Raw genomic sequence first — 13,510 nt, forward strand, 5'->3', positions numbered from 1 at the left:
CGGTCAGGCCTCCGTTCCGGTGCTCTCGGCCGGAGCGGCGGCGGGAGCGTCGGCCTTGGGGGCCTCGACACCAGCAGCCTGCTGCGGCTTGCGGCCACCACGGCCGCCGCGCTCGCCACCACGGCCACCACGGCCGGCGGGACGGTCGCCAGCGCCCTGCGCGCCACGGGCCGGGCGGTTACCCGCACGGGCCGCAGCGTTCTCGGCGCGAACCTCGGCGATGTTCTTGACGTCGCCCTTGTAGATCCAGACCTTCACACCGATACGGCCGAAGGTGGTCTTGGCCTCGAAGAAGCCGTAGTCCACGTTCGCGCGGAGGGTGTGCAGCGGCACACGGCCTTCGCGGTAGAACTCGGAGCGGGACATCTCGGCGCCGCCGAGACGGCCGCCACACTGGATCTTGATGCCCTTGGCGCCGGCCTTCATCGTGCCCTGCATGCTCTTACGCATGGCGCGACGGAAGGAGACGCGGGAGGAGAGCTGCTCGGCCACGGCCTGGGCAACCAGCTGAGCGTCAAGCTCGGGGTTCTTGACCTCGAGGATGTTCAGCTGGACCTGCTTGCCCGTGAGCTTCTCGAGGTCACCGCGGATGCGGTCGGCCTCGGCGCCACGGCGGCCGATGACGATGCCCGGACGAGCGGTGTGGATGTCCACACGCACGCGGTCACGGGTGCGCTCGATCTCAACCTTCGAGATGCCGGCGCGCTCCATGCCGGACGTCATCATCCGACGGATGGCGACGTCTTCCTTGACGTAGTCCTTGTACAGCTTGTCGGCGTACCAACGCGACTTGAAGTCGGTGGTGATGCCGAGCCGGAACCCGTGCGGGTTTACCTTCTGGCCCATTACCGGGAACCTTCCTTGCTGCTGACGACCACGGTGATGTGGCTGGTCCGCTTGCGGATCCGGTAGGCACGGCCCTGGGCACGCGGACGGAACCGCTTCAGGGTCGGGCCCTCGTCCACGTACGCCTCGCTGATGACCAGCGTGGAGGCGTCCGGGTGGTTGTAGTTGTGTGCGGCGTTGGCAATGGCGCTGTCCAGCACCTTGCCGACCGGCACGCTCGCGGCCTGCGGGGCGAAACGCAGGACCGCCTGAGCCTCCGTGGCATCCATGCCACGGATAAGGTCCACCACTCGGCGGGCCTTCATGGGCGTGACGCGGATGTACCGCGCCTGGGCCCTGGCTTCCATGGTTGTCCCTTCGGTGTAAGTCATAGTCATAACCACCCCGCCTTTAGCGGCGCTTCGACTTCCGGTCGTCCTTGACGTGGCCGCGGAAGGTGCGAGTCGGCGAGAACTCGCCGAGCTTGTGGCCGACCATCGACTCGGTGACGAACACCGGGACGTGGGTCTTGCCGTTGTGCACCGCGATGGTGTGACCCAGCATGCTGGGGATGATCATCGAGCGACGGGACCAGGTCTTGATGACGTTCTTGGTGCCGGCTTCGTTCTGGACGTCCACCTTCTTTACGAGGTGGTCGTCGACGAAGGGCCCCTTCTTGAGACTGCGCGGCATCTAAACCCGCTCCTAGCGCTTCTTGTTCGTCTTGCGGCGGCGGACGATGTACTTGCTCGAAGCCTTCTTCGGCGAGCGAGTACGACCCTCCTTCTGACCCCACGGGGAGACCGGGTGGCGACCACCACTGGTCTTGCCCTCACCACCACCGTGCGGGTGGTCAACCGGGTTCATCGCGACACCGCGGACGGACGGGCGAACGCCCTTCCAGCGCATACGGCCGGCCTTGCCCCAGTTGATGTTCGACTGCTCGGCGTTGCCGACCTCGCCGACCGTGGCGCGGCAGCGCGCGTCGACGAGACGGATCTCACCGGACGGCATACGAAGGTGGGCCATCGTGCCCTCCTTCGCCAGCAGCTGCACGGAGGCACCAGCGGAGCGCGCGAACTTGGCGCCGCCACCGGGACGGAGCTCGATCGCGTGGATCGTGGTACCGACCGGGATGTTGCGGAGCGCCAGGTTGTTACCGGGCTTGATGTCGGCCGTGGGGCCGTTCTCAATCCGGTCGCCCTGCTTCAGAGCCTTCGGCGCGATGATGTAGCGCTTCTCGCCGTCCGCGTAGTGCAGGAGCGCGATGCGCGCGGTGCGGTTGGGGTCGTACTCGATGTGCGCGACCTTGGCCGGCACGCCGTCCTTGTCGTGACGACGGAAGTCGATCACGCGGTAGGCGCGCTTGTGTCCACCACCCTGGTGGCGAACGGTGATCCGGCCGGTGTTGTTACGGCCGCCCTTGCTGTGCAGAGGGCGAACCAGCGACTTCTCCGGCGTGGACCGCGTGATCTCGACAAAGTCGGCGACGCTGGAGCCACGACGGCCCGGGGTCGTCGGCTTGTACTTGCGGATACCCATTTCTCAGTCCTCGTCCGATTCCGGACGACTAGACCTCCGTTAGGAGGCCTGGCCGCCGAAGATGTCGATACGGTCGCCCTCAGCGAGGGTCACGATGGCGCGCTTGGTGTCAGCGCGCTTGCCGAAACCGGTCTTGGTGCGCTTGCGCTTACCCTGACGGTTGATCGTGTTGACCCCGGTGACCTTGACCCCGAAGACCGCCTCGACGGCCTGCTTGATCTGGGTCTTGTTGGAGCCGGGCGCGACGATGAACGTGTACTTGTTCTCGTCCAGCAGCGCGTAGCTCTTCTCCGAGACAACCGGCTTGATCAGCAGGTCGCGCGGGTCAGTGAAGGTCTTGCTGGTAACGGTCGCCTCAGACATCAGGCCTCGTTCCCTTCGGTCTCATCGGCCTTGGGGCCAGACACGAAGGACTCGAAAGCGGCCTGGGTGAAGACCACGTCGTCAGAGACGATCACGTCGTACGTGTTCAGCTGGCCCGGCTCCAGGATGTGAACCTGGGGCAGGTTGCGGGCGGACAGCCACGCGGCCTCTTCGCTGCGGTCGACGACCAGGAGCAGGTTCTTGCGCTCCGAGATCTTGCCGAACAGCGTCTTGGCGGCCTTCGTGGAGGCGGCACCCTCGACCACGCCGGTGACGACGTGGATGCGGGAGTGACGCGCACGGTCCGAGAGGGCACCGCGGAGGGCGGCGGCCTTCATCTTCTTCGGGGTCCGCTGCGAGTAGTCACGCGGCTGCGGGCCGTGGACGACGCCACCGCCGGCGAACTGCGGAGCGCGGGTCGAACCCTGACGGGCGCGGCCGGTGCCCTTCTGGCGGTACGGCTTGCGGCCACCACCACGGACTTCGCCACGGGTCTTGGTCTTGTGCGTGCCCTGACGGGCAGCAGCCAGCTGAGCGACAACGACCTGGTGGATCAGCGGAACGCTGGTCTTGGCGTCGAAGATCTCCGCGGGGAGCTCGACGGTACCGGCCTTGTCGCCTGCCGGCGAAAGGATGTCAATGGTGCTCATTACCTCAAGCCCCCTTGGCCGCGGTACGGACCAGGACGAGGCCGCCGTTCGGACCGGGGACCGCGCCCTTGATGAGCAGCAGACCCTTCTCCGCGTCAACCGCGTGGATGGTCAGGTTCTGGGTGGTGACGCGCTCGTTACCCATGCGACCGGCCATGCGCATGCCCTTGAAGACACGCCCAGGGGTGGCACAGCCACCGATCGAACCGGGGGAGCGGTGCTTGCGCTGCACACCGTGACCGGCGCCGAGGCCCCGGAAGTTGTGCCGCTTCATGACACCGGCGAAGCCCTTGCCCTTGCTGTTGCCCGTGACGTCAACCTTGACGCCGGACTCGAACACCTCAGCAGTGATCTCCTGGCCGAGCGTGTACTCGCTGGCGTCGGAGGTGCGGAGCTCCACCAGGTGGCGGCGGGGGGTGACGTCGGCCTTGGCGAAGTGGCCCTTGAGGGGCTTGTTCACCTTGCGCGGGTCGATCTCGCCGAAGGCGATCTGGACCGACTCGTAGCCGTCGATGTCGTTCGTACGGACCTGGGTAACGACGCAGGGTCCGGCCTTGACCACGGTGACCGGGACGACACGGTTGTTCTCGTCCCAGACCTGGGTCATGCCGAGCTTCTCGCCCAGGACGCCCTTGATCTGCTTTGCCATCTTCTCGACGCCTCTCAGAGCTTGATCTCGATGTCAACGCCGGCCGGAAGGTCCAGGCGCATCAGCGAGTCAACGGTCTTGGGCGTCGGGTCGAGGATGTCGATCAGGCGCTTGTGCGTGCGCATCTCGAAGTGCTCGCGCGAGTCCTTGTACTTGTGCGGCGACTTGATGACGCAGTACACGTTCTTCTCAGTGGGCAGCGGCACCGGGCCCGCGACCGACGCACCAGTGCGGGTCACCGTCTCGACGATCTTCTTCGCCGAGGAGTCGATGACCTCGTGGTCGTAGGCCTTGAGCCGGATGCGGATCTTCTGTCCCGCCATGGCTACTCCGTAGTCCTGTCTGTATGTGGAAACGCTCTGGCTCTCGGTCGGCTGCGGGACGGATCCCGCGGCTTCTCTCCGACCCACGCGGTCGGGCGTGTCGCACTCCCTCTACAGAAAATTCCCATACGGAAATTCCCTCGTCCAAGGGGATGCGGTCCCGGACCGCGCATCGGGGGAGAAACACCCACCGAGTGCCTGGTGAGCACCCTGCTGACACTTCCCAGAAGATTCCCGTACGTCCGTCCTCATTGCTGCCCCGAAAGGCAGATTAAGGACGACGAGTACTGTGGGACTCGCTTCCGGTCCTCCCGGCGGGAGGCGCACAGCATCGGCACTCAGCCGAGCAACTTGAGTAGTCTGCCATACGAGACACGTGCCTGGCCAATCGGGCCGAAGAGAATACCCCGCCGCGCGATCACGTCAAACCGCACCACGCGACGGGGTTCCCTGGTCAGGACCGGGACACGACCCTGCACCCGTCGCTGTGAACGTCCCCGCTGCGGTCGTACGGATCCGTCACCGCACCGGAGGGCCGAGTTCCGCGGGGCGTCCCGTCGGCGAAGTCCGGGTGCAGGAATCCGCGGGTCGCCTCGCACTGGACGTTCGACCACTCCGAGTCGTACCGGTACAGCTGCAGCTTCCCCGCGGTGGCCTGCCAGCGCGACGGGTCGAGCACCGCGAAGGTGATCTGCCGGCGCACGATCGTCCGCTGCACGCTCCGGCCCCCCTTCGTCATCGGGTGCACGAAGGTGTAGTCGGTGACCACCCGGAACTCCCCGGGGTCCCCCGCCTCCGCGCGCATGCTGCCGCGCACCTTGACCACGCCCCCGACGGGCCGGACCTCGGCCGGGTCGAAGCGGGTGAACAGGGTGACGGGACCGTCCTCGGCCCCGGGCTGCGCCAGGGCGCGCTCCAGGCGCTGCGGAACCTCCGGCTGCCGGGGATCCAGGAGCGCCAGCGCCGCCTCCGGCCGCTCGCCCCGCAGGGTCGCGGGGTCCAGGTTGGCGGCGACCAGGAAGGCCTTCGCCTTCGCGAGCGCGTCCGCGACCTGCTCCTGCGACCATCCGGCCACGGCGGTCGCGCCCGGCACCTCGATGGCGGCGGCGCCCTCTCCCCACGGGAGGGCCGGAGAACCCCTGAAGGGTTCCTCCAGGGTCGGCTGGTCGGGGTACACGGCCTCCGGGGCCGCGGTCGGACGTACGGACTCGGCCGGCAGCGGCGCGGCCGTGGCGGCCCGCTCACGGGCCTCGCTCTTGCCGGTCAGCTTGTCGATCACCAGCTCCGGGCGTACGACGACCAGCGCGAGCCCCGCTATGAAGACGATCGCGGCGGTCGCCTTGAGCCTGCGCCGGGTCTTCCCCCGGCCTTCCATCTCCTGCCAGGCCGGCCCGGTCCGCCACCCCGGCGGATCGTTGCGCACCGGCCGGCGGCGGCCGAACCGCCCGCGCCCCTGCCCGGCCGCCCGCTCCGCCTCCTCGCGGCGCAGCCGCTCGGTGACCATCCGCGCCCGTGCCGACGGCTCCCTCGGGGCGTCCGCGGACTCCCGCGCGACCTGCTCGCCGAACCGGGCCCACTCCTCGTCGGAGATCTCCGGTCTGCCGTCGCCCTGCTGCCCCATGCTTCCCCACCCTGTGCGATTCACCCTGTGCGATTCCACTCGAACCGCCGGTGAGCCTCTCACAGGGCCTTTATGCGCTCTTTACCGGGGTACGGAGAAGGGCCCCTCCCCCGCCGCCGGAGCGGTGGGGAAGGGGCCCTTCTGCCGAACATGGTGCCCGCTCGCGCGAGCTACCAGGTCAGAGCACGAAATTACTTCGTGATCTTGGTGACCTGGCCGGCGCCCACGGTACGACCACCCTCACGGATGGCGAACTTCAGGCCCTCCTCCATGGCGACCGGCTGGATCAGCGCGACCGTCATGTCGGTGTTGTCGCCCGGCATGACCATCTCGGTGCCCTCGGGGAGGGTCACGACGCCGGTCACGTCCGTGGTACGGAAGTAGAACTGCGGGCGGTAGTTGTTGAAGAACGGGGTGTGACGGCCACCCTCGTCCTTCGACAGGATGTACGCGGCGGCCTCGAACTCGGTGTGCGGCGTGACCGAACCGGGCTTGATGATGACCTGGCCGCGCTCGACGTCCTCGCGCTTGATGCCACGGAGGAGCAGACCGACGTTCTCACCGGCCTGGCCCTCGTCGAGCAGCTTGCGGAACATCTCGATGCCGGTGACCGTGGTGGTGGTCTTCTCGGTCTTGATGCCGATGATGTCGACGGTCTCGTTGACCTTGAGGACACCACGCTCGATGCGGCCGGTGACGACGGTGCCACGACCGGTGATCGTGAAGACGTCCTCGACGGGCATCAGGAACGGCTTCTCGGTGTCACGCGGCGGGGTCGGGATGGCCTCGTCCACGGCGTCCATCAGGCCGAGGAGCTTGTCACCCCACTCCTTGTCGCCCTCGAGCGCCTTGAGCGCGGAGACCTGGACGACCGGCAGGTCGTCGCCCGGGAAGTCGTACTCGGAGAGCAGCTCACGGACCTCGAGCTCGACGAGCTCCAGGATCTCCTCGTCGTCCACCATGTCGGCCTTGTTCAGGGCGACGACGATGTACGGAACGCCGACCTGGCGGGCCAGGAGCACGTGCTCCTTGGTCTGCGGCATCGGGCCGTCGGTGGCGGCGACCACGAGGATGGCGCCGTCCATCTGCGCGGCACCGGTGATCATGTTCTTGATGTAGTCAGCGTGACCCGGGCAGTCGACGTGGGCGTAGTGACGCGCCTCGGTCTGGTACTCGACGTGCGCGATGGAGATGGTGATACCGCGCTGGCGCTCTTCGGGAGCCTTGTCGATCTGGTCGAACGCCGAGGCCGCGTTCAGGTCCGGGTACTTGTCGTGCAGCACCTTGGTAATGGCGGCCGTGAGGGTCGTCTTACCGTGGTCAATGTGACCAATGGTGCCGATGTTGACGTGCGGCTTAGTCCGCTCGAACTTCGCCTTCGCCACGGGGTCCTCCTGAGAGTGGTTCTGTACGCCTTGAATCATCGGCGCCAGGTGATCTTTGCTGGATAGCCGGTTCCCCCGGGGCAACGGGAGGGTTGCTCCTGTTGCCCCAGAGGCTCCGGTGGCAAGCCTAAAACGTGTACTCGGAAGAGTTACTCGCCCTTGGCCTTCGCGATGATCTCCTCAGCGACGTTCCGGGGAACCTCGGCGTAGGAGTCGAACTGCATCGAGTAGCTGGCGCGACCCGAGGTCTTGCTGCGGAGGTCTCCGACGTAGCCGAACATCTCCGAGAGGGGCACGAGGCCCTTGACGACGCGAGCGCCGTGGCGCTCCTCCATGGCCTGGATCTGGCCACGGCGGGAGTTGATGTCGCCGATGACGTCACCCATGTAGTCCTCGGGCGTGGTGACCTCGACGGCCATCATCGGCTCCATGAGCACGGGGGACGCCTTGCGCGCGGCCTCCTTGAAGGCCTGCGAACCGGCGATCTTGAACGCGAGCTCGGAGGAGTCGACCTCGTGGTAGCCACCGTCGAGAAGCGTGACGCGGACGCCCGTCATCTCGTAGCCGGCCAGGATGCCGAACTGCATGGCCTCCTGCGCACCGGCGTCGACCGAAGGGATGTACTCCTTCGGCACGCGGCCACCGGTGACCTTGTTCACGAACTCGTACGCCGGACCGTCGGCCTCGGTGATGGGCTCGATCGCGATCTGCACCTTGGCGAACTGACCGGTACCACCGGTCTGCTTCTTGTGGGTGTAGTCGTGACGCTCGACGGTCCCGCGGATGGTCTCGCGGTACGCGACCTGCGGCTTGCCGACGTTGGCTTCGACCTTGAACTCGCGCTTCATACGGTCGACCAGCACCTCGAGGTGCAGCTCGCCCATACCGCCGAGGATGGTCTGGCCCGTCTCCTCGTCCGAGTGAACGTGGAAGGAGGGGTCCTCCTCCGCGAGACGCTGGATGGCGACACCCAGCTTCTCCTGGTCACCCTTGGACTTGGGCTCGATGGCGACCTGGATGACCGGGGCCGGGAAGTCCATGGACTCCAGGATCACCTGGTTCTTGTCGTCACACAGCGTCTCACCGGTGGTGGTCTGCTTCAGGCCCATGACGGCGACGATGTCGCCGGCGCCCACCGAGTCGATCTCCTCACGCTTGTTCGCGTGCATGCGGTAGATCTTGCCGATGCGCTCCTTCTTGCCCTTGACGGAGTTCAGCACCGCAGTGCCGGCCTCCAGGCGGCCCGAGTAAACCCGGACGAAGGTGAGCTTGCCGAGGTGCGGGTCGCTCATGATCTTGAACGCCAGCGCCGCGAGGGGCTCCTCGTCGGAAGGCTTGCGCTTCACGACGACCTCGGGGTCCCGGACGTCGTGGCCTTCGATGGCCTCGATGTCCAGGGGCGAGGGCAGGTAGCGGACGACGGCGTCGAGCAGGGGCTGGACGCCCTTGTTCTTGAACGCCGTGCCACAGAACACCGCGGTGATCGTGGGCTCGCCCTTGCCCTTGCCGGAGCCGAGGATGATGCGACGGACGGCGGCGTGCAGCTGCTCCACGGACGGCTCGTCGCCGTTCAGGAAGAGCTCCATGATCTCGTCGTCGTTCTCGGCGACGGTCTCGACCAGCTTGCCGCGCCACTCTTCAGCAGCCTCGGTGTGCGTGGCCGGGATGTCGACGATGTCGTACATCTCGCCCTTGGTCGCCTCGGCGGACCAGACGAACGCCTTCATCGTGACGAGGTCGACGACACCCTGGAAGTCGGCCTCGGCACCGATGGGGAGCTGCATGACGATCGGAACCGCACCGAGGCGGTCCTTGATCATCTCGACGCAGCGGTGGAACTCGGCGCCGGTGCGGTCGAGCTTGTTGACGAAGCAGATGCGCGGGACGCCGTAGCGGTCCGCCTGACGCCAAACGGTCTCGGACTGCGGCTCGACGCCGGCCACACCGTCGAACACGGTGACGGCGCCGTCGAGGACGCGGAGCGAACGCTCCACCTCGACGGTGAAGTCGACGTGACCCGGGGTGTCGATGATGTTGATGGTGTGGTCAACATCTTCGAGCGGCCAGTGGCAGGTGGTAGCGGCAGACGTGATGGTGATACCACGCTCCTGCTCCTGCTCCATCCAGTCCATCGTGGCAGCGCCGTCGTGGACCTCACCGATCTTGTACGACACACCGGTGTAGAACAGGATGCGCTCGGTGGTGGTCGTCTTGCCCGCGTCGATGTGGGCCATGATGCCGATGTTGCGCACCTTGGCCAGGTCAAGCGAAGTGGTAGCCATATCGGCTCAGTCTTCTCTCGGTCTCGATGTGGGTTGGGACTACCAGCGGTAGTGCGCGAAGGCCTTGTTGGACTCGGCCATCTTGTGCGTGTCCTCACGCTTCTTGACGGCAGCGCCAAGACCGTTCGAGGCGTCGAGCAGCTCGTTCATCAGGCGCTCGGTCATGGTCTTCTCGCGGCGGGCGCGGGAGTAACCCACGAGCCAGCGCAGCGCCAGGGTCGACTGGCGACCCGGCTTGACCTCGACGGGAACCTGGTAGGTCGCGCCACCGACACGGCGGGACTTGACCTCGAGGGACGGCTTGACGTTCTCCAGCGCGCGCTTCAGCGTGATGACCGGGTCGTTGCCGGTCTTCTCGCGGAGGCCTTCCATGGCGCCGTAGACGATGCGCTCGGCGGTGGAGCGCTTGCCGTTCAGGAGGATCTTGTTGATGAGCGAGGTCACCAGAGGAGATGCGTAGACCGGGTCGATGATGACCGGGCGCTTCGGGGCGGGGCCCTTACGAGGCATTCTTACTTCTCCTTCTTGGCGCCGTAGCGGCTGCGGGCCTGCTTGCGGTTCTTGACAGCCTGGGTGTCAAGCGCACCGCGGATGATCTTGTAACGAACACCCGGCAGGTCCTTCACACGGCCACCACGCACGAGCACGATCGAGTGCTCCTGCAGGTTGTGTCCCTCACCCGGAATGTAAGCGGTGACCTCGATGCCGGAGGTCAGACGCACACGCGCGACCTTACGGAGCGCCGAGTTCGGCTTCTTCGGGGTGGTCGTGAACACACGCGTGCAGACGCCACGACGCTGGGGCGAAGCCTCGAGCGCGGGGGTCTTTGTCTTCTCGACCTTGTCCTGCCGGCCCTTACGGACCAGCTGCTGGATCGTAGGCACTACTTCTCCGGTTTCTGTGTGCCGTGTAGTGAAGCTAACCTGGAACTTTGCCGACCCACGCGGTCGGGTGTGTCGGATCCGGCGGACCTCCGCGCAAGCGCGGAAACGCATGGATCGCGGTGGCCGATGCGGCTCGCGTGCGGTTGATGGACACGCACGGGAGCCCAGGCACACCCCAGGCACAAGGTCTGAGCGTACCCACCGCATCCACTCCGGTCAAAACATAAGCCGCACCGCTCCGGCCCGTACGACCGCACAGCTCAGGCGCCGCACGGGCGCCGGGCTCCCGAGCCGGGGTGGCCGCGCGCTGTTCGCACCGGCGTGGTAGAGCGGGGCGAACTACACTGCCAGCGAATCCCAGCGAGTCAGACAAACACGCACGAGCGCCAGGAGCAGGACATTGGGGACGGTCACCTCGGAGCCGACGACGGCGGACGCCCCGCCCCCGGACGGCGGCCGGACCCCCGGGTCACCACGCCTCGGCGGGCGCCTGACCCGCCTCTACGGGCCCCTGCTGGCCTTCCTCGTCACCTCGGGCGCCTTCTGCGCGGCCTGGGCGGCGCGCGGCAGCTTCCCCTTCGGCAACACCGGCCGGGCCATCAACGACCAGGCCAACCAGTACGTGCCCTTCCACCGCGCCCTGTGGGACCTGGTCCACGGCCAGGCCTCCGGCGACGTCCTGTTCAGCTGGAGCGGAGGCTTCGGACAGCAGTTCCTGTCCGACTACTACACCTACCTCGGCAACCCCTTCTCCTGGCTCGCCGTCCTCGTCCCGCGCGCACACGTGGACCTGGCCGTCTTCGCGATCACGCCGGTCACGATGGGCGCGGCCGCCGCGCTGATGACCGTCTACCTCGGCAAGCTCCAGCCCGGCCCCTGGTGGCAGCGGGGCGTGCTCGGTGCCGTGTACGGGCTGTGCGGGTGGGCGCTGAGCGACGCCTCGTACATCCCGATGTGGCTGTGGGGCCTGGTCGCGCTCCCGCTCCTGGGCATCGCCGTCGAGTGGTGCCTGGAGGAACGGCGCTGGCCGGGCGTCGCCCTGTTCGTCGCCCTCGCGTGGTTCGGGAACTTCTACACCGCCATGATGGCCACGATGGCCGCCTGCGTGCTGCTGGCCGTCCGCCTGATCACCCTGGACCTGACCGGCGCGCAGCGCCTGCGCGCCCTGTGGCGGGCCGCCTCCGCGACGGCGGTGGGCATCCTGCTGACCCTGCCGCTCCTGCTGCCGTCGTTCCTGTCCAGCGGGGCGGCGCAGCCCACCAAGGCGGCCGCCTTCGACCCCGTCCGCATCGAGGTCTTCCTCGCCGGGATGCTCCCGGCCACCCACCTGTGGGGCGGCCGGCCGCGGCTGTACGTGGCCTCGCTGGGGCTGATCCTGGCGGGCAGCTTCCTCTTCAACACCGCGATCGCGAAGAAGACCCGCCTGGTGTGGGCGGCGGCGACGCTGCTGGTCGTCGCCTCCTTCCAGTTCCCGCCGACCCAGTACGTGTGGCACGGGCTGGCCGTCCCGAACGGCAATCCGTACCGCGAGGCCTTCGTCTTCAGCGGCATGGTGGTCATCGTGGCCTGGCTCGCGCTGGCCAACCGGCCGCGCCCGCTGCACCTGGCGCTGGCCGCCGCCCTCCTGGTCACGGCCACCTTCGTGCTGCGCCACACCGACGACTTCGGCGGCTGGACCTGGCCGGCGGTCCTGGGCGGCGGAGCCGTCTCCCTGCTGGCGCTGACACTGCTCGCGCTCGGGGAGCGGCGCCGGGTGCTCGTCCCGGTCGCCGCGGCGCTGATGGTCGCGGTGGTCTTCGCCGAGTCCACCGTCGCCGCGGCCAACGCCGACGCCCGCCGGGCCCGCGAACGCTGGGCCAAGCCGGTCGCCACCTCCAGCCGGTCGATCACCGACCACTTCGAGGCCGTCCGCTCCGTGGACGGCTGGCCCGCCTACCGGACGGACTCCGGCGCGCCGCAGACCTCGTACAACGACGGCCTGGCCCTGCGGGCGGAGGGACCGCAGTACTACAGCAGCTACCTGCCGGAGGCCACGTACCAGGCCCTGGAACCCCTCGGCTACGGCTTCAAGAACGACGGCCGGACCTTCTTCGGCGCCGACAACCCGGTGCTCGACGCGATCTTCTCCATCGGCGCCCGCGTCCGCCCCGGCAGCACCCCGGGCACCTGGACGGGCTCGAAGTTCGCGGCCCCTCCCCTGGTCACCGTCCGCCCCACCACCCCGTACACCTCCCCCCACCCCGCGGACAGCGTCTACGCCCGCCAGGAGACCGTCCTCGGCGCCACCGTCTACGAGGTCCCCGAGGTCACCCGCGGCGGCACCGACACCGCGCAGACGTACACGGCCCAGTGCACCCCCGGCTCCGAGGCCTACTGGTACTCCCCCGAGCTCTACGGCACCCTCCACGCCGGCACCGCCCGGCGGCAGCTGGAGGACCGCATGAGCGGCGTCCTCCCCCTGGGCCCGGTCCCCGCGTCCGGCCGCCTGGAGGTCACCGTCGACACCCACACCCGGGGCGCCACCGCCGGGGCCCACCCCATCGGCTGCCTGGACCGCGCCGCCCTGGACGCGGCGGTCGGCCGGCTCACCGCCACCGGCGCCACGAAGGTCACCGCGGGCGGCCACTCCATCGAGGCCACCCTCCCCAAGGGCTCCACCGGCACCGCGGTCCTGGCCACGACGGCCGTCCCGGGCTGGCAGTGCAGCGCCCCGGTCCGCCCCTTCCACGGCCTCCTCGCGGTCCCCCTCACCCCGGGCACCGACAAGATCTCCTGCACCTTCACCCCAAAGGGCCTCACCCCGGGCCTCGCCGCCTCCGCCTTGGCCCTCCTCACCCTCCTCGCAGTCCCCCTCACCACCCACCTCCGCCGCCGGCGCGGGCGGGGCTGACGGCCCGAGGGACCCGCGTCCGGGCGCCAATCCTGCCGTTTCCGCAGACCGGAGGGGCTTCCCGTCAGTAGATTGACCGCCCGCGATGGATCGGGG

14 protein-coding genes are annotated in these 13,510 nt (G+C 68.1%); 1 reads left to right on the forward strand and 13 read right to left on the reverse strand.

The window, feature by feature from the left end:
- Positions 1-3: 3 nt before the first annotated feature.
- The 13 genes from rpsC to rpsL form a co-directional block, all read right to left on the reverse strand.
- Positions 4-846 (reverse strand): 30S ribosomal protein S3, encoded by an 843-nt coding sequence (rpsC, locus tag ABZW32_RS21345; protein ID WP_030230639.1) that lies wholly within the window; start codon positions 844-846, stop codon positions 4-6.
- The gene (rplV, locus tag ABZW32_RS21350; protein ID WP_007265904.1) at positions 846-1,193 is read right to left on the reverse strand and encodes a 50S ribosomal protein L22; all 348 of its coding nucleotides are present in this window, start codon (positions 1,191-1,193) and stop codon (positions 846-848) included. The genes rpsC and rplV overlap by 1 nt, the downstream gene beginning before the upstream one ends.
- Before the next feature lie 43 nt (positions 1,194-1,236).
- Positions 1,237-1,518, reverse strand: a complete 282-nt coding sequence (rpsS, locus tag ABZW32_RS21355) for a 30S ribosomal protein S19 (protein ID WP_008739713.1) — start codon at positions 1,516-1,518, stop codon at positions 1,237-1,239.
- A gap of 12 nt (positions 1,519-1,530) precedes the next feature.
- The gene (gene rplB / locus ABZW32_RS21360) at positions 1,531-2,367 is read right to left on the reverse strand and encodes a 50S ribosomal protein L2 (RefSeq protein WP_008739715.1); all 837 of its coding nucleotides are present in this window, start codon (positions 2,365-2,367) and stop codon (positions 1,531-1,533) included.
- 39 nt (positions 2,368-2,406) lie between these two features.
- Entirely contained in the window at positions 2,407-2,730 is a 324-nt protein-coding gene (gene rplW / locus ABZW32_RS21365; protein ID WP_030154694.1) for a 50S ribosomal protein L23, read from the reverse strand.
- A complete protein-coding gene (rplD, locus tag ABZW32_RS21370) occupies positions 2,730-3,380 on the reverse strand; it encodes a 50S ribosomal protein L4 (RefSeq protein WP_030230635.1) in 651 nt (216 codons plus the stop codon). Before rplD ends, rplW begins: the two co-directional genes overlap by 1 nt.
- A 4-nt stretch (positions 3,381-3,384) precedes the next feature.
- Positions 3,385-4,029: a 50S ribosomal protein L3 gene (gene rplC / locus ABZW32_RS21375; protein WP_007265899.1), complete on the reverse strand. Its 645-nt coding sequence runs from the start codon at positions 4,027-4,029 to the stop codon at positions 3,385-3,387.
- 14 nt (positions 4,030-4,043) lie between these two features.
- On the reverse strand, positions 4,044-4,352 hold the full coding sequence (gene rpsJ / locus ABZW32_RS21380; RefSeq protein WP_003948644.1) for a 30S ribosomal protein S10: 309 nt from the start codon (positions 4,350-4,352) through the stop codon (positions 4,044-4,046).
- A 454-nt stretch (positions 4,353-4,806) separates the two neighbouring features.
- Complete coding sequence (locus tag ABZW32_RS21385; protein WP_356218048.1) at positions 4,807-5,973, reverse strand: hypothetical protein; 1,167 nt, start codon at positions 5,971-5,973, stop codon at positions 4,807-4,809.
- A 191-nt stretch (positions 5,974-6,164) separates the two neighbouring features.
- A complete protein-coding gene (gene tuf / locus ABZW32_RS21390) occupies positions 6,165-7,358 on the reverse strand; it encodes an elongation factor Tu (RefSeq protein WP_266841135.1) in 1,194 nt (397 codons plus the stop codon).
- 149 nt (positions 7,359-7,507) lie between these two features.
- Positions 7,508-9,640: an elongation factor G gene (gene fusA, locus ABZW32_RS21395; protein WP_030230624.1), complete on the reverse strand. Its 2,133-nt coding sequence runs from the start codon at positions 9,638-9,640 to the stop codon at positions 7,508-7,510.
- Positions 9,641-9,679: 39 nt separating this feature from the next.
- Positions 9,680-10,150 carry a 30S ribosomal protein S7 gene (rpsG, locus tag ABZW32_RS21400; RefSeq protein ID WP_007265894.1) on the reverse strand — a complete coding sequence of 157 codons (471 nt, stop codon included), beginning with the start codon at positions 10,148-10,150 and terminating at the stop codon, positions 9,680-9,682.
- Positions 10,151-10,152: 2 nt separating this feature from the next.
- A complete protein-coding gene (gene rpsL, locus ABZW32_RS21405) occupies positions 10,153-10,524 on the reverse strand; it encodes a 30S ribosomal protein S12 (RefSeq protein ID WP_007265893.1) in 372 nt (123 codons plus the stop codon).
- Positions 10,525-10,924: 400 nt separating this feature from the next.
- On the opposite strand from rpsL, the gene ABZW32_RS21410 reads away from it, so the two are divergent.
- Positions 10,925-13,414, forward strand: coding sequence for a YfhO family protein (locus ABZW32_RS21410; protein WP_356218050.1), 2,490 nt, complete (start codon positions 10,925-10,927; stop codon positions 13,412-13,414).
- Positions 13,415-13,510: the final 96 nt, after the last annotated feature.

Origin of the sequence: Streptomyces sp. NPDC004667 (assembly GCF_040609475.1) — a bacterium.
Lineage (GTDB): Bacteria > Actinomycetota > Actinomycetes > Streptomycetales > Streptomycetaceae > Streptomyces.